Annotated in this window: 18 protein-coding genes; 14 read left to right on the top strand and 4 right to left on the bottom strand. The window is 73.4% G+C overall.

Going from position 1 to position 22,354, the window contains the following annotated elements; all coding sequences use genetic code 11:
- Positions 1–69 precede the first annotated feature (69 nt).
- From ABZ716_RS07650 to ABZ716_RS07640, 3 genes are all read left to right on the top strand, one after another.
- Positions 70–723 (top strand): maleylpyruvate isomerase family mycothiol-dependent enzyme, encoded by a 654-nt coding sequence (locus tag ABZ716_RS07650; RefSeq protein WP_358812717.1) that lies wholly within the window; start codon positions 70–72, stop codon positions 721–723.
- Positions 720–2,240, top strand: a complete 1,521-nt coding sequence (gene miaB, locus ABZ716_RS07645; protein WP_355967191.1) for a tRNA (N6-isopentenyl adenosine(37)-C2)-methylthiotransferase MiaB — start codon at positions 720–722, stop codon at positions 2,238–2,240. The genes ABZ716_RS07650 and miaB overlap by 4 nt, the downstream gene beginning before the upstream one ends.
- A gap of 92 nt (positions 2,241–2,332) precedes the next feature.
- On the top strand, positions 2,333–3,040 hold the full coding sequence (locus tag ABZ716_RS07640) for a class III extradiol dioxygenase subunit B-like domain-containing protein (RefSeq protein WP_358957402.1): 708 nt from the start codon (positions 2,333–2,335) through the stop codon (positions 3,038–3,040).
- 102 nt (positions 3,041–3,142) lie between these two features.
- On the opposite strand, the gene ABZ716_RS07635 is transcribed toward ABZ716_RS07640, so the two are convergent.
- Together ABZ716_RS07635 and ABZ716_RS07630 are read right to left on the bottom strand one after the other, a co-directional pair.
- Positions 3,143–3,388 (bottom strand): antitoxin, encoded by a 246-nt coding sequence (locus ABZ716_RS07635; RefSeq protein ID WP_358812719.1) that lies wholly within the window; start codon positions 3,386–3,388, stop codon positions 3,143–3,145.
- A gap of 46 nt (positions 3,389–3,434) precedes the next feature.
- Positions 3,435–3,674 carry a hypothetical protein gene (locus tag ABZ716_RS07630; RefSeq protein ID WP_358957400.1) on the bottom strand — a complete coding sequence of 80 codons (240 nt, stop codon included), beginning with the start codon at positions 3,672–3,674 and terminating at the stop codon, positions 3,435–3,437.
- A 186-nt stretch (positions 3,675–3,860) separates the two neighbouring features.
- Between ABZ716_RS07630 and miaA the strand changes: the two genes are divergently transcribed.
- From miaA to hflX, 6 genes are all read left to right on the top strand, one after another.
- A complete protein-coding gene (gene miaA / locus ABZ716_RS07625) occupies positions 3,861–4,799 on the top strand; it encodes a tRNA (adenosine(37)-N6)-dimethylallyltransferase MiaA (RefSeq protein ID WP_358957397.1) in 939 nt (312 codons plus the stop codon).
- Positions 4,800–4,968: 169 nt separating this feature from the next.
- Positions 4,969–5,457 carry a hypothetical protein gene (locus tag ABZ716_RS07620; protein ID WP_351880728.1) on the top strand — a complete coding sequence of 163 codons (489 nt, stop codon included), beginning with the start codon at positions 4,969–4,971 and terminating at the stop codon, positions 5,455–5,457.
- Positions 5,458–5,542: 85 nt separating this feature from the next.
- Positions 5,543–6,418, top strand: coding sequence for a diaminopimelate epimerase (dapF, locus tag ABZ716_RS07615; RefSeq protein WP_358957393.1), 876 nt, complete (start codon positions 5,543–5,545; stop codon positions 6,416–6,418).
- 140 nt (positions 6,419–6,558) lie between these two features.
- Entirely contained in the window at positions 6,559–8,631 is a 2,073-nt protein-coding gene (locus tag ABZ716_RS07610) for an HD domain-containing protein (protein WP_358957391.1), read from the top strand.
- 98 nt (positions 8,632–8,729) lie between these two features.
- Positions 8,730–10,193, top strand: coding sequence for a M1 family metallopeptidase (locus ABZ716_RS07605; protein WP_358812724.1), 1,464 nt, complete (start codon positions 8,730–8,732; stop codon positions 10,191–10,193).
- Positions 10,194–10,358: 165 nt separating this feature from the next.
- Positions 10,359–11,864 carry a GTPase HflX gene (gene hflX, locus ABZ716_RS07600; RefSeq protein WP_358812725.1) on the top strand — a complete coding sequence of 502 codons (1,506 nt, stop codon included), beginning with the start codon at positions 10,359–10,361 and terminating at the stop codon, positions 11,862–11,864.
- 90 nt (positions 11,865–11,954) lie between these two features.
- On the opposite strand, the gene ABZ716_RS07595 is transcribed toward hflX, so the two are convergent.
- Entirely contained in the window at positions 11,955–13,142 is a 1,188-nt protein-coding gene (locus ABZ716_RS07595; RefSeq protein ID WP_351880715.1) for a hypothetical protein, read from the bottom strand.
- A 365-nt stretch (positions 13,143–13,507) separates the two neighbouring features.
- On the opposite strand from ABZ716_RS07595, the gene ABZ716_RS07590 reads away from it, so the two are divergent.
- From ABZ716_RS07590 to ABZ716_RS07575, 4 genes are all read left to right on the top strand, one after another.
- The gene (locus ABZ716_RS07590; protein WP_358957457.1) at positions 13,508–14,815 is read left to right on the top strand and encodes a diaminobutyrate--2-oxoglutarate transaminase family protein; all 1,308 of its coding nucleotides are present in this window, start codon (positions 13,508–13,510) and stop codon (positions 14,813–14,815) included.
- A gap of 759 nt (positions 14,816–15,574) precedes the next feature.
- Complete coding sequence (locus ABZ716_RS07585) at positions 15,575–17,467, top strand: IucA/IucC family protein (protein WP_358957389.1); 1,893 nt, start codon at positions 15,575–15,577, stop codon at positions 17,465–17,467.
- 30 nt (positions 17,468–17,497) lie between these two features.
- Positions 17,498–18,187 carry a GNAT family N-acetyltransferase gene (locus tag ABZ716_RS07580; RefSeq protein WP_358957387.1) on the top strand — a complete coding sequence of 230 codons (690 nt, stop codon included), beginning with the start codon at positions 17,498–17,500 and terminating at the stop codon, positions 18,185–18,187.
- Between the two features lie 198 nt (positions 18,188–18,385).
- The gene (locus tag ABZ716_RS07575; RefSeq protein ID WP_358957384.1) at positions 18,386–20,356 is read left to right on the top strand and encodes an ATP-dependent DNA helicase; all 1,971 of its coding nucleotides are present in this window, start codon (positions 18,386–18,388) and stop codon (positions 20,354–20,356) included.
- Positions 20,357–20,439: 83 nt separating this feature from the next.
- Here the strand turns inward: ABZ716_RS07575 and lexA are convergent, their stop codons facing one another.
- Complete coding sequence (lexA, locus tag ABZ716_RS07570) at positions 20,440–21,234, bottom strand: transcriptional repressor LexA (protein WP_351880703.1); 795 nt, start codon at positions 21,232–21,234, stop codon at positions 20,440–20,442.
- Between the two features lie 518 nt (positions 21,235–21,752).
- Here lexA and nrdR point away from each other — a divergent pair.
- Positions 21,753–22,268, top strand: a complete 516-nt coding sequence (nrdR, locus tag ABZ716_RS07565) for a transcriptional regulator NrdR (RefSeq protein ID WP_079431988.1) — start codon at positions 21,753–21,755, stop codon at positions 22,266–22,268.
- Positions 22,269–22,354 lie beyond the last annotated feature (86 nt).

Raw genomic sequence — 22,354 nt, 5'->3', positions numbered from 1 at the left:
CCGGGGATTCTAGATCGCAGAAGGACCCGCTCTTGGACTTATGCCCGGCCGGCGCCCGACCCTGGATCCATGAGCCGACCCGCCGCCCGCACCTCCGCCCTCGCCCGGGCCACCGCCGCCGAACGCCGCGAGCTGGCCGACGTACTCGACGCCCTGGAGCCCGCCCAGTGGGAGGCGCCGTCCCTGTGCGCCGGCTGGCGCGTGCGCGAGGTCGCCGCCCACATGTCGCTCGGCTTCCGCACCTCCCTGCCCCGCTTCGCCCTCGAACTGCTCAGGGCCGGCGGCAGCCCGCACCGCATGACCGACCGCACCGCCCGGCGCGACGCCGCCGCCTTCGGCCCGCGCGAACTCGCCGGCCTGCTGCGCGAGCACGCCCACCACCCCTGGAAGCCCCCGGCCGCCGGGCCCACCGCCGGCCTCGCCCACGACGTCGTCCACGGCCTGGACATCACCGTCGCCCTCGGCCACCCCCGCCGCGTCCCCGAGGACCGGCTGCGGCTCCTGCTGGACGCCGTCACCCCGCGCGGCCTGCGCTTCTTCGGCGTCGACCTGACCGGCGTACGGCTCTGCGCCGACGACCTCGACTGGTCCTACGGCGACGGCGCCCCCGTCCACGGGCAGGCCCAGGACCTGCTGCTCACCCTCTTCGGCCGCCGCCTGCCGGCGGGCAGGCTGCACGGGGGACCGGAGGGCTCCCCGCTACCGCCTACCCTTGTTCCATGACCAGCAGCGGCGACCGGAGCACGGCAGTGGTGGACCCCAAGGGAACTTACGAGGTGCGCACCTACGGGTGCCAGATGAACGTGCACGACTCCGAGCGGCTCTCCGGTCTGCTGGAGGACGCCGGCTACGTCCGCGCCCCCGAGGGCTCCGACGGTGACGCCGACGTGGTCGTCTTCAACACCTGCGCGGTGCGCGAGAACGCCGACAACAAGCTCTACGGCAACCTCGGCCGGCTCGCCCCGATGAAGACCAAGCGCCCCGGCATGCAGATCGCCGTCGGCGGCTGCCTCGCCCAGAAGGACCGCGACACCATCGTCAAGAAGGCCCCCTGGGTCGACGTGGTCTTCGGCACGCACAACATCGGCAAGCTGCCCGTCCTCCTGGAGCGCGCCCGCGTCCAGGAGGAGGCCCAGATCGAGATCGCCGAGTCGCTGGAGGCGTTCCCCTCCACCCTGCCGACCCGCCGCGAGTCCGCGTACGCCGCCTGGGTGTCGATCTCCGTCGGCTGCAACAACACCTGCACCTTCTGCATCGTCCCGGCGCTGCGCGGCAAGGAGGAGGACCGCCGTCCCGGCGACATCCTCGCCGAGGTCGAGGCCCTGGTCGCCGAGGGCGTCTCGGAGATCACCCTGCTCGGCCAGAACGTCAACGCCTACGGCAGCGACCTCGGCGACCGCGAGGCGTTCAGCAAGCTGCTGCGCGCCTGCGGGCAGATCGAGGGGCTGGAGCGGGTCCGCTTCACCTCCCCGCACCCGAAGGACTTCACCGACGACGTCATCGCCGCCATGGCCGAGACCCCGAACGTGATGCCGCAGCTGCACATGCCGCTCCAGTCCGGCTCGGACCCGATCCTGCGGGCCATGCGCCGGTCCTACCGGCAGGAGCGTTTCCTCGGGATCATCGAGAAGGTCCGCGCCGCCATCCCGCACGCCGCGATCTCCACCGACATCATCGTGGGCTTCCCCGGTGAGACGGAGGAGGACTTCCAGCAGACGATGCACGTGGTGCGCGAGGCCCGCTTCGCCAGCGCCTTCACCTTCCAGTACTCCAAGCGCCCCGGCACCCCGGCCGCCGAGATGGAGGGGCAGATCCCCAAGGAGGTCGTCCAGGACCGCTACATGCGCCTGGTCGCCCTCCAGGAGGAGATCTCCTGGGAGGAGAACAAGAAGCAGGTCGGCCGCACCCTGGAGGTCATGGTCGCCGAGGGCGAGGGCCGCAAGGACGGCGCCACCGCCCGCCTGTCCGGCCGCGCCCCCGACAACCGGCTGGTCCACTTCACCAAGCCGGACGAGGAGGTCCGCCCCGGTGACGTGGTGACCGTGGAGATCACCTACGCGGCCCCGCACCACCTGCTGGCCGAGGGCCGGACCCTCGCGGTCCGCCGTACCCGCGCCGGCGACGCCTGGGAGAAGCGCAACGCCGCCCCGGCCCAGCCGCAGGGCGTCATGCTCGGCATCCCGACGCTCGGGGTTCCGGCCCCGTTGCCGGTGGCGGCCTCGGGCTGCGCGATCGACTGACCGGCGACTGAGCGGGGGCGTGCGGCCGGGGTGTCCGACCCCGGCGGCGCCCGCCTGGCCCGATCGGTGCGGCACCCCCTAGGCTGCGGATCATGCTCGTAGCCGCCGCTGTCTGCCCCGCCCCGCCGCTCCTCGTGCCGGAGGTCGCCGCCGGCGCCGCCGCCGAACTGGACGAGGCCCGTACCGCCTGCTCCGACGCGCTGGCCGTGCTGGCCGCCTCCCGGCCCGATGTGCTGGTGGTGGTCGGCTCCGCCGCCCCCGGCCAGGAGGGCTCGTACCCGCAGGGCTCCCGGGGAGGCTTCCACGGCTTCGGGGTCGACGCCGAGGTGCGGCTCGGGGAGGGCGAGGAGGGCCCGCGCCCGCTGCCCGTCTCCCTCGCCGTGGGCGCCTGGCTGCTGGAACGCGCGCGGTGGGGCGGCGCCCCCGTCGAGGGGCTCGCCGTCGCCGCCCCGCTGGAGCCGGAGCACTGCCGGGGGACCGGCCGGGAGCTCGCCGCCGCCGACGAGCGCGTGGCCCTGCTGGTCATGGGCGACGGCAGCGCCTGCCGCACCCTGAAGGCCCCCGGCTACCTCGACGAGCGCGCCGCCGGCTTCGACGCCGCCGTCGCCCGCGCCCTCGGCGCCGCCGACCCCGGGGCGCTGGCCGCGCTGGACCCCGTACTCGCCACCGAACTCCACGCGCAGGGCCGGGCGCCCTGGCAGGTGCTCGCGGGCGCGGCCGAGGGCGCGAACCTGGGCGGCCGCCTGCTGTACGAGGCCGCCCCATACGGGGTCGGCTACTTCGTGGCCGTCTGGTCCTGAGCTCGCGCTACGCCGAGACGTGCGGGCGTACGGCGAAGGGGCGCGGAACCCCTGGTCCCGCGCCCCTTCGGTGCCGGCCGGTGCGCCCGGCGGCGCCGCGCCTCAGGCGGCCGGCGGCGGCGTCGGGCCGCCGGGGTCCTCCTTGTGCGCGACCTTGCCCAGGGCGTCCTTGGCCTTGACCGTGCCGGTCGTGATCCGGTCGCTGTACTTGCCATGGGTCTTGGAGTCCACGACCTTGGCGACCTTGTCCAGGCCCTCGCCGATCCTGCCCTCGTGCTTCTGTGCGAGGTCGCCGACCTTCTCCTTGGCCGGAGCCAGCTTGGCCTTCAGATTGTCGAGCAGGCCCATGGGTCACCTTCCTGGTGTCCCCCCGGGAGCCCCGGGGGAGCGGTGGCTACGAGGTACGGGCGCCTTCGCCGGTCTCGCTGTCCGCGGCGGCCTCCGCCGACTGCTGCTTCGGGATCTCCACGGCTGCCTCCGCCGCGGATGCCCCGGTCGCAGCCGTCTCGGCCTCCCCGGCGCCTTCGGCCGTCTCGGTCTCCGCGGCCGGCGTCTCCGCCGGGGCGGCCTCGGCGGAGACCTCCTCGGTCACTGCCTTGTCCTTACGGCGGAAAATCCGGTCAAAAACGCCCATGTCTACTCCCATAACGTTACTCGTGCGGGTGATAGTTCCGCTGGGGCCGGACCGGCCTCCACCAGATCCGCGCCAGGCGTACGCCGGGCCGGAACCTCTTCAGGGCAACGACCCCGGACACACCGCGTCACCTCACCCGATCGGGTACATGCCGGTGCCTTGACCGGGGGCTGCGAGACTGTGCCGGTGAGGAATGCAGCCCCCGCCCCGCGGGTCATCGCCGTCGTCGGTCCCACCGCGGCCGGAAAGTCCGACTTGGGCGTCGCCCTCGCCCGCCACTTCGGCGGCGAGGTCGTCAACGCCGACTCCATGCAGCTCTACCGGGGGATGGACATCGGCACCGCCAAGCTGACGATGGAGGAGCGCGGCGGCGTCCCGCACCACCTCCTCGACATCTGGGACGTCACCGAGACCGCCAGCGTCGCCGAGTACCAGCGCCTCGCCCGCGCCGAGATCGACCGGCTCCTCGCCCAGGGCCGCACCCCCGTCCTCGTCGGCGGATCCGGCCTCTACGTCCGGGGCGCCCTCGACGCCATGGAGTTCCCCGGCACCGACCCCGAGGTGCGTGCCCGGCTGGAGGCGGAGGCCACCCTGCGCGGCCCCGGCGCCCTGCACGCCCGCCTCGCCGCCGCCGACCCGGCCGCGGCCGCGGCGATCCTGCCCAGCAACTCCCGCCGCATCGTCCGGGCGCTCGAGGTGATCGAGATCACCGGCAAGCCCTTCACCGCCAACCTCCCCGGCCACGAGTCCGTCTACGACACCGTCCAGATCGGCGTCGACGTGGCCCGCCCGGAACTGGACGAGCGCATCGCGACGCGCGTCGACCGCATGTGGGAGGCCGGACTGGTCGACGAGGTCCGCGCCCTGGAGGCGCGGGGCCTGCGCGAAGGCGTCACCGCCTCCCGCGCCCTGGGCTACCAGCAGGTACTCGCCGCCCTCGCGGGCGAGTGCACCGAGGACGAGGCACGGGCCGAGACCGTACGGGCCACCAAGCGCTTCGCCCGCCGCCAGGACTCCTGGTTCCGCCGCGACCCCCGCGTCCACTGGCTCAGCGGAGCCGCCGCCGACCGCGGGGAACTCCCCGGGCTCGCGCAGTCGTTGGTCGAACGAGCGGTCACAGCCTGATCACGTGATGGCATCGGGAAGCACCGAGCGCCCGTCGGGGGCCCGGGACCGTGCCATCATCAAACTTCTGAACAGTGGCGTGCGAAGTCCGAGGTAGGGAGGGCGCGTGGCTATGGAGGCCGGCCCTCGACGAGTCACCGGGCGGGACGACAGCGGGCGGGAAGCGGATGTGACCCTGTCCGCCGTCCCCGCGGCGGCCGGCGAGCCCGAGGGCCCTGGCGTGCCGGCCGACCCCGACGGCCTCGGACTGCCCGCGGACCCCGCGCGGCTGACCCCCGACGGCCCCGAGGCGCCCGAGCCCGGCACGGAGACCGCCGGCCCCGCCGTCGAGGTCGAGCTGCGCCCGCAGCGCAGGCTGCGCCTGTGGCAGATCGCCCCCATCGTGATGCTGGCCGCCGCCGGCTCCCTGATGTTCGCCTTCCCCCTCGCCTTCGAGTTCGGCGACGGCGGCGCCGTCGTCGCCATGCTCGGCTTCCTCATCAGCTCCTGCGCGGCCGGCTGGGGCATGATGGCCGCCCGCCGCGTCGGCTACTCCTGGCCCGGGCTGCCGTCCCGGGGCAGCGGCCGCCGCCCCGACTGGCGGATCGCCGCGCTGTACGCGCTGGTCGTGCTGGTCCTCGTCGCACTGGCCGTCTACCGGGTGGCACGGCTGCGCTGACCAGCGCCGACACCACGGTGACCGCGGCCCGACCGCATGCTGGGCCCTCCGGCCGGGGCCGCGCCCCGCTCGGTACCATGGGCTCGTGACGCACACCACCCTCCCCTTCCTCAAGGGTCACGGGACCGAGAACGACTTCGTGATCGTCCCCGACCCGGACAACGCCGTCGAACTGCCGCCCACCGCCGTCGCCGCCCTGTGCGACCGCCGGGCCGGCATCGGGGCGGACGGTGTGCTGCACGTCGTGCGCTCCGCCGCCCACCCCGAGGCCGCGCACCTGGCCGACGAGGCCGAGTGGTTCATGGACTACCGCAACAGCGACGGCTCCGTCGCCGAGATGTGCGGCAACGGCGTGCGCGTCTTCGCCCGCTACCTCCACCACGCCGGGCACGTCGAGCCCGGCGACTTCGCGGTGGCCACCCGGGGCGGCGTCAAGCAGGTCCACCTCGCCAAGACGGGCGAGGTCACCGTCTCGATGGGCCGCGCCCTGCTCCCCGAGGGCGAGGTCACCGTCTCCGTCGGCGAGCGCTCCTGGCCCGCGCGGAACGTGAACATGGGGAACCCGCACGCGGTGGCGTTCGTTGAAAGCCTCGACGACGCCGGAGACCTGTACAGCCCGCCGCCCTTCAGCCCGGCGTCCGCCTACCCCACCGGGGTCAATGTCGAGTTCGTCGTCGACCGCGGCCCGCGACACGTCGCCATGCGCGTCCACGAGCGCGGCTCCGGCGAGACCCGCTCCTGCGGGACGGGCGCCTGCGCCGTCGCCGTGGCCGCCATCCGGCGCGACGGAGCCGACCCCGCCGTCACGGGTGAGCCCGTCTCGTACACCGTCGACCTGCCCGGCGGTACCCTCGTCATCACCGAACACCCCGACGGTCGCATCGACATGACCGGACCGGCCGTCATCGTGGCCTCCGGCGAGTTCGACGCGGACTGGCTCACCGAAACGGCTTTCGCCTGAAGATTCCCTCTCCTGGGTGATCCGTTTCACGCTGAGCGAGAGGTGGACTGCGCCACGTGGTGGGGTCGGTAACATCAGGCACCGGCCCTGAGGGCTCACCCCATGCCCGCCACCGCCGGTCGAAGCCGCCGGAGGTGCCCATGAGTGCAGAGGCCACGAACCCCGAAGCACATGCCGAAGTGCGCCCTGAGCTGCGCAGACGTGGCCGTAGCCGGCTCGATCTGCGCCGCCTGGGCCGAGCCGCCCTGCTCGGGCCCGCGTCCCGGGACCAGCTTCCGGCCGCCATCGGACACGTAGCAGAAGCGCACCGCGCCCACCACCCGGACGCGGACCTGTCCCTCCTGCGCCGCGCCTACCTCCTCGCGGAGTCCTCGCACCGGGGCCAGATGCGCAAGAGCGGTGAGCCGTACATCACACACCCGCTCGCCGTCACCCTCATCCTGGCCGAACTCGGCGCCGAGACCACGACCCTGACGGCGTCTCTGCTGCACGACACCGTCGAGGACACCGAGGTGACCCTCGATCAGGTCCGCGCGGAATTCGGCGACGAGGTGGCCTTCATCGTCGACGGCGTCACCAAGGTCGAGAAGATCGACTACGGCGCCGCCGCCGAACCCGAGACCTTCCGCAAGATGCTCGTCGCCACCGGCAACGACGTCCGCGTCATGTCCATCAAACTCGCCGACCGGCTGCACAACATGCGCACCCTCGGCGTGATGCGCCCAGAGAAACAGGCCCGCATCGCCAAGGTCACCCGCGACGTCCTCATCCCGCTCGCCGAACGCCTCGGCGTCCAGGCCCTCAAGACCGAGCTGGAAGACCTCGTCTTCGCGATCCTGCACCCGGAGGAGTACGAGCGCACCCGCGCGCTCATCGCCGCCCACACCGGCGAGGACGACCCCCTCCAGGCCATCGCCGAATCCGTACGCACCGTCCTGCGCGACGCCGGCATCGCCGCCGAGGTGGTCGTCCGCCCCCGGCACTTCGTCTCCGTCCACCGCATCTCCCGCACCCGCGGCGAACTGCGCGGCCCCGACTTCGGGCGCATCCTCGTCCTCGTCGGCGAGAACGCCGACTGCTACGCCGTCCTCGGCGAGCTCCACACCTGCTTCACCCCGGTCATCTCGGAGTTCAAGGACTTCATCGCCGTCCCGAAGTTCAACCTCTACCAGTCCCTGCACACCGCCGTCGCCGTCCCCGAGGGATACGTCGCCGAAGTCATCGTCCGCACCCGGCAGATGCACCGCGTCGCCGAAGCCGGCGTGGTCGCCCTCGGCAACCCGTACGCCACCGGCGAGGGCTCCGACTGCGAGGAGGAACGGGTCGACCCCACCCGCCCCGGCTGGCTCTCCCGCCTCCTCGACTGGCAGCAGTCCGCGCCCGACCCGGACACCTTCTGGACCGGACTGCGCGCCGAACTCGCCCAGGACCGCGAGATCACCGTCTACCGCGCCGACGGCGGCACCCTCGCCCTGCCCGCCGGCGCCAGCTGTATCGACGCCGCCTACGCCCAGCACGGCGAGGCGGCCCACGGCTGTATCGGCGCCCGCGTCAACGGGCGCCTGACCTCCCTGTCCGCCCCGCTCTCCGACGGGGACACCGTCCAGCTGCTGCTCGCCCAGGACGCCTCCTCCGGACCCGCCGCCGACTGGCTGGAGCACGCCAGGACCCCGGCCGCCCGGATCGCCATCAGCAGCTGGCTCCAGGCCCACCCCGACGGGCCCGTCCCCGCCACCACCGCCGCCCGCGCCCCGCTCTCGGTGCCCGGGCTGCGCGGCGGCGGGGGCAACGCCGTCGCCGACCTCCCCGACGCCCACGTACGCCTCGCCGGCTGCTGCACCCCCGTACCGCCCGACGCGGTCGCCGGGTTCGTCGTCCGGGGCGGAGCCGTCACCGTCCACCGGATCCACTGCCCCGCCGTCGCCCAGATGCGATCCCTGGGCCGCACCTCCGTCGCCGTGCACTGGCGGGCCACCGCCGACTGCCGGGTCACCCTGCTCGCCGAATCGTTCGGCCGCCCGCACCTGCTGGCCGACCTGACCGAGGCCATCGCCCGCCAGGGGGTCGAGGTGGTCTCCGCCACCGTCGAGCCGCCCGTCGAACAGCGCGTCCGGCACAGCTACACCCTGCACCTGCCCGACGCCTCCGTCCTGCCCGCGCTGATGCGGGCCATGCGGGACGTGCCGGGCGTGTACGACGTCAGCCGCGCCTGACGCGGGACCGGGCGGGGAGCCGCCCGGACCCTCTCGTTCGGGTGGATCCGTCGCGCGCCGCGCGCGGGCCCGCGGCGGGCGCTGGTAAGCGGTGGTGGATGCAGCTCTCCTCCCCGCGCCTGCGCGCCGCCCTGCTCGCCGCGGCCTCCCTCAGCCTCGTCGCCGCCGTGCTGCCCCCGCCGAAGCCGCTCGGCATCGGCGACCGGCTCTTCCCCGAGCTCGGCAACCCCGGCTACGACGTCCTCTCGTACGACCTCTCCCTCACGTACAAGGACAACCGCAGCCCGCTGGCCGCGGTGACCGCCATCGAAGCCCGGACCCTGGCCCCGCTGGAGCGGATCAACCTGGACTTCACCCACGGGACCGTGGCCTCCGCCGAGGTCAACGGCGAGCCCGCGCGGTTCGAGAGCGCGGGCGAGGACCTCGTCCTCACCCCCGCCCGCCCCGTCGCCGCGAACACCGCGCTGCGGATCACCGTCCGGCACACCAGCGACCCGCGCGGCTCGGCCGACGGCGGCTGGGTCACCACCGAGGACGGCCTGGCCATGGCCAACCAGGCCGACGCCGCCCACCGGGTCTTCCCCTGCAACGACCACCCCGCCGACAAGGCGTACTTCACCTTCCGGGTCACCGTCCCCGAGGGCTACACCGCCGTCGCCAACGGCCTGCCGGGCGCGGTCCCCGCCCCCCGCGCGGCCGGCGGCACCGAGTGGACGTACCGGACCCTGCACCCCATGGCCACCGAGCTCGCCCAGGTCTCCATCGGCCGCTCAGCCGTCCTGCACCGCACGGGCCCCCACGGCCTGCCGCTGCGCGACGTGGTCCCGGCCGCCGACCGGGAGCGGCTGGAACCCTGGCTGCGCAAGACCGCCGGACACATCGCGTGGATGGAGGAGCGGGTCGGCCGCTACCCCTTCGAGAACTACGGGGTGCTGATCGCGCGGGCCCGCACCGGCTTCGAGCTGGAGACGCAGACCCTCTCGCTCTTCGAGCACGGCCTGTTCGCGGGCGAGGCCGAGGGCTACCCCGAGTGGTACGTCGAGGCCGTCATGGTCCACGAGCTCGCCCACCAGTGGTTCGGCGACAGCGTCACCCCGCGCACCTGGTCCGACCTGTGGCTCAACGAGGGACACGCCACCTGGTACGAGGCCCTGTACGCGGACGGGCTCGGCAAGTACTCCCTGGAGCGGCGGATGCGCGAGGCGTACCAGCGCTCCGACCAGTGGCGGGCGGCCGGCGGTCCCCCCGCGGCGCCCAAGGCGGCGGCCCCCGGACAGAAGATCGGGCTGTTCCGGCCGGTGGTCTACGACGGCTCGGCGCTGATCCTCTACGCCCTGCGCGAGGAGATCGGCGCGGCCGCCTTCGACCGGGTGGAGCGGCGCTGGGTGGCCGAACACAAGGACGCCACCGCGGGCACGGAGGACTTCGTACGCCTCGCCTCCCAGGAGGCCGGACGGGACCTCTCGGCCTTCCTCCAGCCCTGGCTCTACGGCGAGAAGACCCCGCCGATGCCCGGCCACCCGGACTGGAGCGCCCCGGCGGCGCCCGGAAAAACGGTATGACGCGCCAGGAACGGGCATGTCACCATCGACGGGGCCGGCGACAAGGCGGCCGTCCGGGGAATCACCGGACGGCGTCCCACGTTGAACGGGACAGAGCCAGTCACGCAGGGCGGTACCTTTGGCCCTGGCCGGCGCGGCACACCATCGAATCGACGTAAGGATCCAATGACCTCCTCTTCATCCCCTTCCCAGGACCCGCGGGACGCGCAGAACGTGCGGGACCCGCAGCGCTTCACCGAGAGCCTTCGGGCCGATGCCCTGATGGAAGAGGACGTCGCCTGGAGCCACGAGATCGACGGAGACCGGGACGGCGACCAGTTCGACCGCTCCGAGCGCGCGGCCCTGCGCCGCGTCGCCGGTCTCTCCACCGAACTCGAAGACGTCACCGAGGTCGAGTACCGCCAGCTCCGTCTGGAGCGCGTGGTCCTCGTCGGTGTCTGGACCTCCGGCACGGTGAGCGACGCCGAGAACTCCCTCGCGGAGCTCGCGGCCCTCGCCGAGACGGCGGGCGCCCTCGTGCTCGACGGTGTGATGCAGCGCCGCGACAAGCCCGACCCGGCCACCTTCATCGGTTCCGGCAAGGCCCGCGAGCTGCGCGACATCGTGCTGGAGAGCGGCGCCGACACCGTCGTCTGCGACGGAGAGCTCAGCCCCGGCCAGCTCATCGCCCTCGAGGACGTGGTCAAGGTCAAGGTCGTCGACCGGACCGCCCTCATCCTGGACATCTTCGCCCAGCACGCCAAGTCCAGAGAGGGCAAGGCGCAGGTCGCCCTGGCACAGATGCAGTACATGCTGCCGCGTCTGCGCGGCTGGGGTCAGTCGCTGTCCCGGCAGATGGGTGGCGGCGGCGGTGGCGGCATGGCCACCCGAGGCCCCGGTGAGACCAAGATCGAGACCGACCGGCGCCGCATCCGCGAGAAGATGGCGAAGATGCGCCGGGAGATCGCCGAGATGAAGACCGGCCGCGACATCAAGCGGCAGGAACGGCGCCGCAACAAGGTGCCCTCGGTCGCCATCGCCGGCTACACCAACGCCGGGAAGTCCTCCCTGCTCAACCGGCTCACGGGCGCCGGCGTCCTGGTGGAGAACGCCCTGTTCGCCACCCTCGACCCGACCGTCCGCCGCGCCGAGACCCCCTCCGGGCGGGTCTACACCCTGGCCGACACCGTCGGATTCGTCCGGCACCTGCCCCACCACCTCGTCGAGGCGTTCCGCTCCACGATGGAGGAGGTCGGCGACTCCGACCTCATCCTGCACATCGTGGACGGCGCGCACCCGGCGCCGGAGGAGCAGCTGGCGGCCGTCCGCGAGGTCATCCGCGAGGTCGGCGCGGTCGACGTGCCCGAGATCGTGGTGATCAACAAGGCCGACGCCGCGGACCCGCTCGTCCTGCAGCGCCTGCTGCGCATCGAGCGGCACTCCATCGCCGTCTCGGCGCGCACCGGCCAGGGCATCGAGGAGCTCCTCGCGCTCATCGACGAGGAGCTCCCCCGGCCCGCGGTCGAGGTGGAGGCCCTGGTGCCGTACACCCGCGGCGGGCTGATCGCCCGGGCGCACGCCGAGGGGGAGGTGATCTCCGAGGAGCACACCCCGGAGGGCACCCTGCTCAAGGCGCGGGTCCACCAGGAACTGGCGGCGGAACTCACGCCGTACGTCCCCGCCAAGCGGTAACGCCGTTCAGGCACGGCCGAGGGCCCTCCGCTGACGCGGAGGGCCCTCGGGCTTTTCACGTACCGGCGCGGAACGAGGCCGCCCGCGCGCTCAGTGCTTGAACTTGGCGCTCACGGCGTCGTAGATCCCCTTGGCCTCGGGCCCCAACTTCGGGCCGGCCAGCCAGCCCGCCTTCGCCGGGCCGATCGAGGTGTTCGACACCAGCGCCGGCTTGCCGTCGGCACCCGGGGCGACCCAGCCGCCACCGGAGGAGCCGCCCGTCATGGTGCAGCCGATGCGGTACATCACCGGGTCCCCCTGGTGCAGTGCCAGGCGGCCCGGCTTGTCCGTGCACTGGAACGCCTTCTGGCCGTCGAAGGGAGCCGCCGCCGGGTAGCCCGTCGCCGTCATCCCCGTGATCTTCGGGACCGCCGGGGCGTTGAACTCCACCGGGAGCGCCGTACCGACCGTCTCCTCCAGCGACTTGCCGCTGCCGCCCTTCTCCGGGGTCACGTGCAGCACGGCGAAGTCGTACGGCGCGCCCGCGCCGCCCGTCGGACCGCCGGTCGCGATCCACTGGTCGGAGGTCTGCGCCCAGTCGCTCCACCACACGCCGTACGGGGCCACCTGCTCGCGGGGCGCGCCCTTGAGCTCGGCGGCCGGCCGGCCCGCGTTGTTGTACGAGGGGACGAAGGCGATGTTGCGGTACCAGCCGCCCGCCTTGCCCGCGTGCACGCAGTGGCCCGCCGTCCAGACCAGGTTGGACTTGCCGGGGTGGGCCGGGTCCTTGACCACGGTGGCCGAGCAGACCATCGAGCCCTCGGGGCCGTCGAAGAAGACCTTGCCGGACGCCGGCACGGTCGAGTGGTACGGCGCGACCACGCCCTTGGCCGTCACCGGGGCCGGGGTCGGGTCCGTGACGCCCTGGTCCTTGCCGGCGTCGGGATCGACGGACGGACGCTGCGGCTGCTCCGCGTCACGCATCCGCTCCGGGTCCCAGAGGCCGTCGATGATGGGGTTGACGTAGTCGCCCGCCTCGCGGAGCCAGTCCTGCTTGTTCCAGTTCTTCCACGCGCCCCCCTTCCACTTCTCCATGTCGAACCCGTGCTGCTTGAGCTTGTCCTTGAGCTCTTGCGGGATCTTGACGGGGCCGTCCGCGGCGCCGCCGGACGGGAGGGTCGCTGCCACGGTCGGCTTGGCATCGCCGCCGGCCTCCCCGTCGCCGGGTCCGCAGGCCGCGGCGGTCAGCGCGAGGGCGGCCGCGCAGAGGGCCGCGGTGACCGGTCGGTTCGGTCGCATGTCGTAAGTCCCCCAGGTGCTTCGAGGTGTTGGGACGGTGTCGTCCAGGGTGCTTGTGTTCGTTTGCGCAGCACCCCACTATGCCGCCGCCGTTGAAGACGGCGGCCCCCGGGTCGGCGGTTCCGGTCCCCGCCCCGGGTCTTCGGGCGCCGCCCATACGCGTACGGGCCGCGCTGAAGGGATTTCAGGGGGCGCCGGGACGCAAGGATCTTCGGCCGACCCGTGATCCGCCGCCGTCACCGTCGTTGGTACGTACGGGGGACGGCGCAGGAGCCTTCGTGTTCGAGGCGCAATCCGGAAGAGGAATCCGTGCGGGAGGTCCGACAGTCGTGTCCCTGACCGAGCAGGCCGCAGCCGCGGCACAGATCCCGCCCCAGGGCGGCCGGTGGCCCGTCGCGGCCGAAGGCATCCTGCGCAGGCAGGCACTGAGGGAGTCCGCGGCCCGGACGTACGCGCGCTCGCTGCCGATCGTCCCGGTACGGGCCCGGGGGCTGACCATCGAGGGCGCCGACGGGCGGCGCTACCTCGACTGCCTCTCCGGCGCGGGCACCCTCGCCCTCGGGCACAACCACCCCGTCGTCCTGGAGGCCATTCGCGGGGTCCTCGACTCGGGCGCCCCGCTGCATGTGCTCGACCTCGCCACCCCGGTCAAGGACGCGTTCACCACCGAACTCTTCGCGAACCTCCCGGCCCAGCTGGCCGCCGACGCCCGCGTCCAGTTCTGCGGGCCGGCCGGGACGGACGCCGTCGAGGCCGCGCTGAAGCTGGTCCGGGTCGCCACCGGACGCTCAGGGCTCCTGGCCTTCGCCGGGGCCTACCACGGCATGACGGCCGGGGCCCTGTCCGCTTCCGGAGGAGCCACCGACGTCCGGGTGACCCGGCTGCCCTACCCGCAGGACTACCGCTGCCCGTTCGGGGTCGGCGGCGCGGAGGGGGCCCGGCTCTCCGCTGCCTGGACGGAGAGCCTGCTCGACGACCCCAAGGGCGGGGTGCCGGCGCCCGCGGGCATGCTCGTGGAACCCGTCCAGGGCGAGGGCGGGGTGCACCCGGCCCCGGACGACTGGCTGCGCCGGATGCGGGAGATCACCGAGACCCGGGGCATCCCCCTGATCGCGGACGAGGTCCAGACCGGGGTGGGCCGCACCGGCGCCTTCTGGGGCGTCGACCATGCCGGGGTGGTCCCGGACGTGATGGTCCTGTCGAAGGCGATCGGTGGCAGCCTCCCGCTCGCGGTGATCGTCTACCGCTCGGAGCTGGACGTCTGGGAGCCCGGCGCCCATGCCGGAACGTTCCGGGGCAACCAGCTCGCCATGGCCGCCGGCACGGCCACCCTCGCCTACGTCCGCCGCAACGGCCTCGCCCGGCGGGCGGCCGAGCTGGGCGGCCGGATGCTCACGGCCCTGCGTGGTCTGGCGGCCGACCAGCCCTGTGTCGGGGACGTGCGGGGCCGGGGCCTGATGCTCGGCGTCGAGATCGTCGACCCCGACACCGGAGCCCCCGCCCCCGCCCGCGCCGCTGCCATCCGCCAGGCATGCCTGGACCGCGGCCTGATCGTGGAACTCGGCGGCCGCCACGGCGCCGTGGTCCGGCTGCTGCCCCCGCTCACCCTCACCGACGAGCAGGCCACAGCCGTCCTGGACCGCCTGGCCGACGCCGTCGCCGCCCGCCCCTGACCAAGGACCCCCATGCCCACCCCCTGCCCCCACCCCCCGCAGCCCCCGACCCCTCCACCCCCGGCCCACCCGACCCCGCCGACGCAGACCACCCCTGCGACGCACCCCCCGGCCCCCGCCCCAGCGCCCCCGACGGGCGGGCCCCCCGACCCCGGTCACCCGGGCCCACCCCCGGCCCGGTTGGACGGCCCCGACACCCTCCGCCCCCGCCCGGAGGACACCCCACAGCTTCCCGGCCCGCTCCCGCCCGCAGCCGGAGCGGGATCCGGTCAGGGCCGACACCTCCCTGGCCCGGTGCCACCCGCAGCCGGAGCGGAATCCGGGCACGGCCAACACCTCCCCGGCCCGGTGCCACCTGCAGCCGGAGCGGAATCCGGGCACGGCCAACACCTTCCTGGCCCGGTGCTGCCCTGGACGGGACCGGAATCCGTGCAGGGCTCGCAGCTCCCCGGCCCGGTGCCGCCCCAGGTCGGGGTGGGCTCCGGGCAGGGCTCACACGCCCGCGGACCGGTGCCGCCCGCAGCTGGGGCGGCATCCGGCCGGGGCCCACACCTCCCCGGGTCGGTGCCGCCCCGGGCCGCGGCGGAATCCGGGCAGGGCCCACAGACCCCCGGGCCGCTGCCGCCCTGGGGCGAACCGGACTCCGGCAAGGGCCAACACCTCCCCGGGCCCACGCTGCCCCCGCCCGGGGCGGCATCCCGGAAGGGCCCGCACGTCACCGGGCCGGTGCCGCCCGCAGCCGGAGCGGAATCCGGCCAGGTGCCCGTGGTCCCGGGGGCGGGCAGCGGGCGGGTTCCCGCGCCGGCTCCGGCCCCGCTCGGTACGGAACCCGGCCCCGCCCTCACCGTGCCCCGGCAGAAGGCCACCACCGCCCGGCCCCGGGTGGGCGGGGCCGGGCCCGTCGGCCCCGAGCCGGCGGTGCTGCCCGACCTGCTGGACCACCCCGACCCGGCCACCGCCGCCGAGGCCGCCACCGTGGAGAACCTCCTCCGCTGCTGGGTCCGCGAGAACGGCATCGGCCGCCCCGACGGGCCCTCCGGAACCCTCCTGCGCATCCCCCTCCCCGCATCAGCCACCGCTCTGCTCGTCCCCGTCCGGCACTGGTCCGAGGCCGGCTGGCACCGCTTCGCCCCGGCCCGTCTCGAAGGCGCACCCGCCGACGCTCCCGCCGTGGACGCCGTCACCCTCGCCTCCCTCATCGCCCGCGAGGGCAACAGCCGAGGCACCGACCTCGTCGGCCGGGTCGCCGACTCGGTGCGCCGCACCACCGAGTTCATCGCCGACCGGCGTCGCCGCCCCACCGCCCCCGCACCCATCGCGGGGGACCTCTTCCTCACCGCCGAACAGTCGCTCCTCCTCGGCCACCCCCTCCAGCCCGATCCCAAGAGCCGCGAAGGGCTCTCCGAAGCGGAAGCACTTCGCTACTCACCCGAACTCCACGGCTCCTTCCCCCTGCACTGGATCGCCGTCGCACCGGCCGTCCTGGCCACCGACTCCGCCTGGACCGAACGCGGCCGCCCCGTCTCCGCCGCCCGGCTCCTCGCCCGTCTCGCCCCAGGGCTGCCGCTGCCCCCCGGCACCACACCCCTTCCCCTGCACCCCTGGCAGGCCCGCGACCTCCTCCAGCGTCCCGCCGTCGCCGCCCTCCGCGACGCGGGACTCCTCACCGACCTGGGTCCGCACGGAACCCCCTGGTACCCCACCTCCTCCGTCCGCACGGTCCACCGCCCCGGTGCGCCCGCCATGCTCAAGCTCTCCCTGGGCCTGCGCATCACCAACTCCCGCCGCGAGAACCTCCGCAAGGAGCTCCGCCGCGGAGTCGAGGTGCACCGGCTGCTCCGCACCGGCCTCGCCGAGCGGTGGCAGACCGCCCACCCCGGCTTCGACATCGTCCGCGACCCCGCCTGGGTCGCCGTCGACGCCCCGGACGGCACCCCCGTACCGGGCCTCGACGCCCTGCTCCGCCACAACCCCTTCCGCTCCGACGACGACGCCGTCTGCGTCGCCGCACTCACCGCACCCCGCCCGTGGCCCGGCCGCACCACCATGCGCTCCCGGCTCGCCGACACCGTCTCCCGGCTCGCCGCGACCACCGGCCGCCCCACCTCCGCGGTCGCCACCGAGTGGTTCCTGCGCTACCTCGACCAGGTCGTCCTGCCCGTCCTCGCCTTCGACGCGCTCGCCGGCATCGCCCTCGAAGCCCACCAGCAGAACACCCTGGTGATCCTCGACCGGGCCGGCTGGCCCGCCGGCGGCCGCTTCCGCGACAACCAGGGCTACTACTTCCGCGCGTCCCGGCGCACCGAACTGGAACGCCGGCTCCCCGGAATCGGCCGGGCCAGCGACACCTTCGTCCCCGACGCCGTCACCGACGAACGCTTCGCCTACTACCTCGGCATCAACAACGTGCTCGGCCTCATCGGGGCATTCGGCTCCCAGCGGCTCGCGGACGAGCGCGTACTCCTCGCCGCGTTCCGCCGGTTCCTCGGAAAGGCCGCAGACCTCGGCCCGCTCCCGGCGCAGCTGCTGGACTCACCCACCCTGCGCTGCAAGGCGAACCTGCTCACCCGCCTGGGCGGCCTCGACGAACTCGTGGGCCCCGTCGAAACGCAGTCCGTCTACGTCACCATCACCAACCCCCTCCACGACTGACGCGCTCCCACCGACACGGAGAAGAGCCCGATGCCCCCCACCGAAACGACCACCAGCACCGCACCAGGCCGCGCCCACCGCGCGACCGCCACCCAGCAGCCCACCGAGCACCGCTTCACCGTCGGGCTGCTGCCCCTGCTCGCCGAGGCGGACCTCCTCGATTCACCCGCGGGCTGGGGCACCCAGCCCACACCGGCCGGGGCCTTCCGCCTGGAACCCGTACGGCCGGGCCGGGACCTCCCGCTCCTCACCCGCTGGATGAACGACCCCGACGTCGACGCCTACTGGGAACTCGCCGGCGCCTCCGCCGCCACCGCAGCCCACCTGCGGGCCCAGCTCGACGGCGACGGCCGCAGCATCCCCTGCCTCGGCCTGCTCGACGGCACCCCGATGAGCTACTGGGAGATCTACCGGGCCGACCTCGACCCGGTCTCCCGCCACTACCCGGCGCGCCCCCACGACACGGGTATCCACTTGCTGATCGGAGACGGCACGAACCGCGGCCGGGGCCTGGGGACCACGCTGCTGCGCGCCGTCACCGAGCTCGTCTTCGACCACCGCCCCCGCTGCACACGGGTCATCGCCGAACCGGACATCCGCAACACCCCCTCCGTATCTGCCTTCCTCGCCGCCGGATTCCGCTACGCCACCGAGATCGAACTCCCCGAGAAGCGTGCCGCCCTGATGATCCGGGACCGGTCGCTGCGCAATCTCCTCTGATCGCCGCCGGCGGCCCGTATCCCGTTCCCGGTCCGTTCCCTCACGCTTCTCCCTTGGAAAACTCTCCGCCGCCGCGTGGAGTTCCCGCGTTCGCGAACGAGGAGATCGTCATCGAACGACTGCTCGCTCCTCGTGCACCGCCCGTGAGGCCGGATCGGTACACCACTGTCAGCGGCGCCCCGTAGGGTTGGTACTGCTATGACGAAGCCCTCCCTCCCCGACCTGCTGCACGCCGCCGTCTCCGCCGTCGGCGGCACGGAGCGGCCCGGCCAGGTGGCCATGGCCGAAGCCGTCGCCGAAGCGATCGACGGCAACTCCCACCGGCTGATCCAGGCCGGTACCGGCACCGGCAAGTCCCTCGGCTACCTCGTGCCGGCCCTCGCGCACGGCGAGCGCGTCGTCGTGGCCACGGCGACGCTCGCGCTCCAGCGCCAGCTCGTCGAGCGCGACCTGCCGCGGACGGTGGAGGCGCTGCACCCGCAGCTGCGCCGGCGGCCGCAGTTCGCCATGCTCAAGGGCCGGTCGAACTATCTGTGCCTGCACCGGCTGCACGAGGGCGCCCCGCAGGACGAGGAGGAGAGCCTCTTCGACCAGTTCGAGGCGGCCGCCCCCACCAGCAAGCTCGGCAAGGACCTGCTCCGCCTGCGCGACTGGGCCGACGAGACCGAGACCGGCGACCGAGACGACCTCACCCCCGGCGTCTCCGACAAGGCATGGGGCCAGGTCTCGGTCTCCTCCCGGGAGTGCCTCGGCGCCTCGAAGTGCGCGTACGGAGCCGAGTGCTTCGCGGAGGCGGCCCGCGAGCGGGCCAAGCTCGCGGACGTGGTCGTCACTAACCACGCCCTGCTCGCCATCGACGCCATCGAGGGCGCCCCCGTCCTGCCGCAGCACGAGGTGCTGATCGTCGACGAGGCCCATGAGCTGGTCTCCCGTGTCACCGGCGTCGCCACGGGCGAGCTCACCCCGGGCCAGGTCAACCGTGCCGTGAAGCGGGCCGCGAAACTGGTCGACGAGAAGACCGCGGACTCCCTGCAGACGGCCTCGGAGACCTTCGAGCGGGTGATGGAGCTGGCGCTCCCCGGCCGCCTGGAGCAGATCCCCGAGGACCTCGGCTACGCACTGGCCGCCCTGCGGGACTCCGCGCGCGATGTGATCTCCGCGATCGGCGCCACCCGTGACAAGTCCGTCCACGACGAGGACGCCGTCCGCAAGCAGGCCCTGGCCGCCGTGGAGAACGTCCACACGGTGGCCGAGCGGATCATGCTCGGCTCGGAGTACGACGTCGTCTGGTACGAGCGCCACGACCGTTTCGGTGCCACCCTCCGGGTCGCACCGCTGTCGGTGTCCGGGCTGCTGCGCGAGAAGCTGTTCGAGGACCGGTCGGTGGTCCTCACCTCGGCCACCCTCAAGCTCGGCGGGGACTTCAACGGTGTCGCGGCCTCGCTCGGCCTCTCTCCGGAAGGGGTCGAGGGGGAGGACGTGCCGCTGTGGCGTGGGCTGGATGTGGGCTCCCCGTTCGACTACCCCAAGCAGGGCATCCTCTACGTCGCCAAGCACCTGGCCACCCCCGGCCGTGAGGGCACCCGCGGCGACATGATGGACGAGCTCGCGGAGCTGATCGAGGCGGCGGGCGGCCGGACCCTCGGCCTCTTCTCCTCCATGCGCGGCGCCAAGGCGGCCGCCGAGGAACTGCGCGGGCGGCTCGACAACCCGATCCTGCTCCAGGGCGAGGAGACGCTGGGCGAACTGATCAAGTCCTTCTCCGCCGACCCGCGCACCTGCCTGTTCGGGACCCTCTCCCTCTGGCAGGGCGTGGACGTACCCGGCCCCAGCTGCCAGCTCGTGATCATGGACCGGATCCCGTTCCCCCGGCCCGACGATCCGCTGATGAGCGCGCGGCAGAAGGCCGTCGAGGAGAACGGCGGCAACGGGTTCATGGCGGTCGCCGCCACCCACGCCGCCCTGCTGATGGCCCAGGGAGCCGGGCGGCTCGTACGGGCCTCCGGGGACCGGGGCGTCGTCGCCGTCCTCGACCCCCGTCTGGCGACGGCCCGCTACGGGAGCTTCCTGCGCGCCTCGCTCCCCGACTTCTGGTACACCACGGACCGCAACCAGGTCCGCCGCTCGCTGGCCGCGATCGACGCGAGCGCGCAGGCCGACGGCAGGTAGGCCCGGCGCGAACGGCTGTACGGCAGGCATACAACAGCTCCGGGACCGGCGCAGAGGTCCCGGAGCTGGCTGGGGGGCGAGGGTCAGACCCGGCGCAGCACGGCGACGACCTTGCCCAGGATGGTCGCCTCGTCGCCGGGGATCGGCTGGTACGCGGCGTTGTGCGGGAGCAGCCACACATGGCCGTCCTCCCGCTTGAACCGCTTGACCGTGGCCTCGCCGTCCAGCATCGCGGCGACGATGTCGCCGTTCTCCGCGACGGGCTGACGGCGGACGGTGACCCAGTCGCCGTCGCAGATGGCGGCCTCGATCATCGAGTCGCCGACGACCTTGAGCACGAAGAGCTCACCGTCACCCACGAGCTGGCGGGGGAGCGGGAAGACGTCCTCCACCGACTCCTCGGCGAGGATCGGGCCGCCGGCCGCGATCCGGCCGACCAGGGGGACGTAGGAGGCGGCGGGCTTGCCGGTGGTGTCGGTGGGCTGCGAGCTGGGCTGGTCCGAGCCGCGCACCTCGTAGGCGCGGGGGCGGTGCGGGTCGCGGCGCAGGAAGCCCTTGCGCTCCAGGGCCATCAGCTGGTGCGCGACGGAGGAAGTGCTGGAGAGGCCGACGGCCTGGCCGATCTCGCGCATCGACGGCGGGTAGCCGCGGCGCTGCACCGAGTCCCGGATGACCTCGATGACCCTCCGCTGCCGGTCCGTGAGTCCGGAGCTGTCGGCGCGGATGCCTGGAGGTCGCCCTGGCAGCGAGCGAGCGGGGCGTACGGTCGCCTCCGCCTCCGGGTTCTGACTCACGTCATTCATGGCATGCACCGGCTCGAGTCGGCTCTGGGAGCGGTTCTGGGCAGTGATGGTGGCACTGTCTGCGGTGGTGGTCACGTCGGCCCCTCTCGAAATGTTCTCCCTAGCTGGACAACGGTAGTTGCTTTCGAAAGGTTGCGCCAAACACACGTTCGAGTGAAAAATCGCGGATCGTCCACCTGGGTGAGAGCAGTGGGTGTATGGCCCGACCGGTGCGGATGGCCGGCCGGAACAACGGTCCGCGGGTGTGTCGCCGGCCCGTCGTCCGAACGCGGATTCGGAGCCGCGTCTGGTGCTTACGGTACCCTTCCGGGTCGAGCCGCCGTCGGTGGGGTCCGCGCCCAGTCTGGCATCCGAGGCCCTGGAAACCGGCCATCGCGGGCCGCGACACGCGTAGAGGCGTAAATCCTCCGCAACGCAAGATCTAGTGGTTGGATGTGCGTCGCAGCCCACAAGTTGTGGTCCACGGTCTGCTCGGACCTCCCGGATCGCATATGCTTGTGGCTGCTTCACGAGCCCGCGGCAGAGCCTCGCTCTGCGTCGCCGAGGGGCTCCGTGCGGTGATTCAGTCGTGCCAAGAGGAGGGTGAGGGAACCATGCACTGCCCCTTCTGCAGGCACCCCGACAGCCGCGTCGTCGACAGCCGTACCACCGACGACGGAACGTCGATCCGCCGGCGCCGTCAGTGCCCCGACTGCTCCCGTCGCTTCACGACGGTGGAGACGGCCTCGCTGATGGTGATCAAGCGAAGCGGGGTCACCGAACCCTTCAGCCGCACCAAGGTCATCTCTGGCGTCCGCAAGGCGTGCCAGGGGCGGCCGGTCACCGAGGACGCTCTCGCCAAGCTCGGCCAGCGGGTCGAGGAGGCGGTGCGCGCCACCGGGAGCGCCGAGCTGACCACCCACGACGTGGGTCTGGCCATACTCGGCCCGTTGCAGGAGCTCGACCTGGTCGCGTACCTGCGGTTCGCGTCCGTGTACAAAGCTTTCGACACCCTTGAAGACTTCGAGACCGCCATCGCGGAACTCCGCGAACCGCGGCCTCACCCCCATGAGTGCGAGCCCGGAGGGACCCCCCCGGTCGTCCCCGTGCCCGCCTCCGCCGCCGACTGACCGGACGGGCCCGCAGCGCAGAGCGGACCCGCCGGCCGGCAGGGCGAGATTCGTAGATACAAGACACAGCATTGTGCCGCGGAATA

This window comes from Streptomyces sp. NPDC006687 (assembly GCF_040636215.1).
Taxonomy (GTDB): domain Bacteria; phylum Actinomycetota; class Actinomycetes; order Streptomycetales; family Streptomycetaceae; genus Streptomyces.
This window is presented reverse-complemented; position numbering and strand designations above follow the sequence as displayed.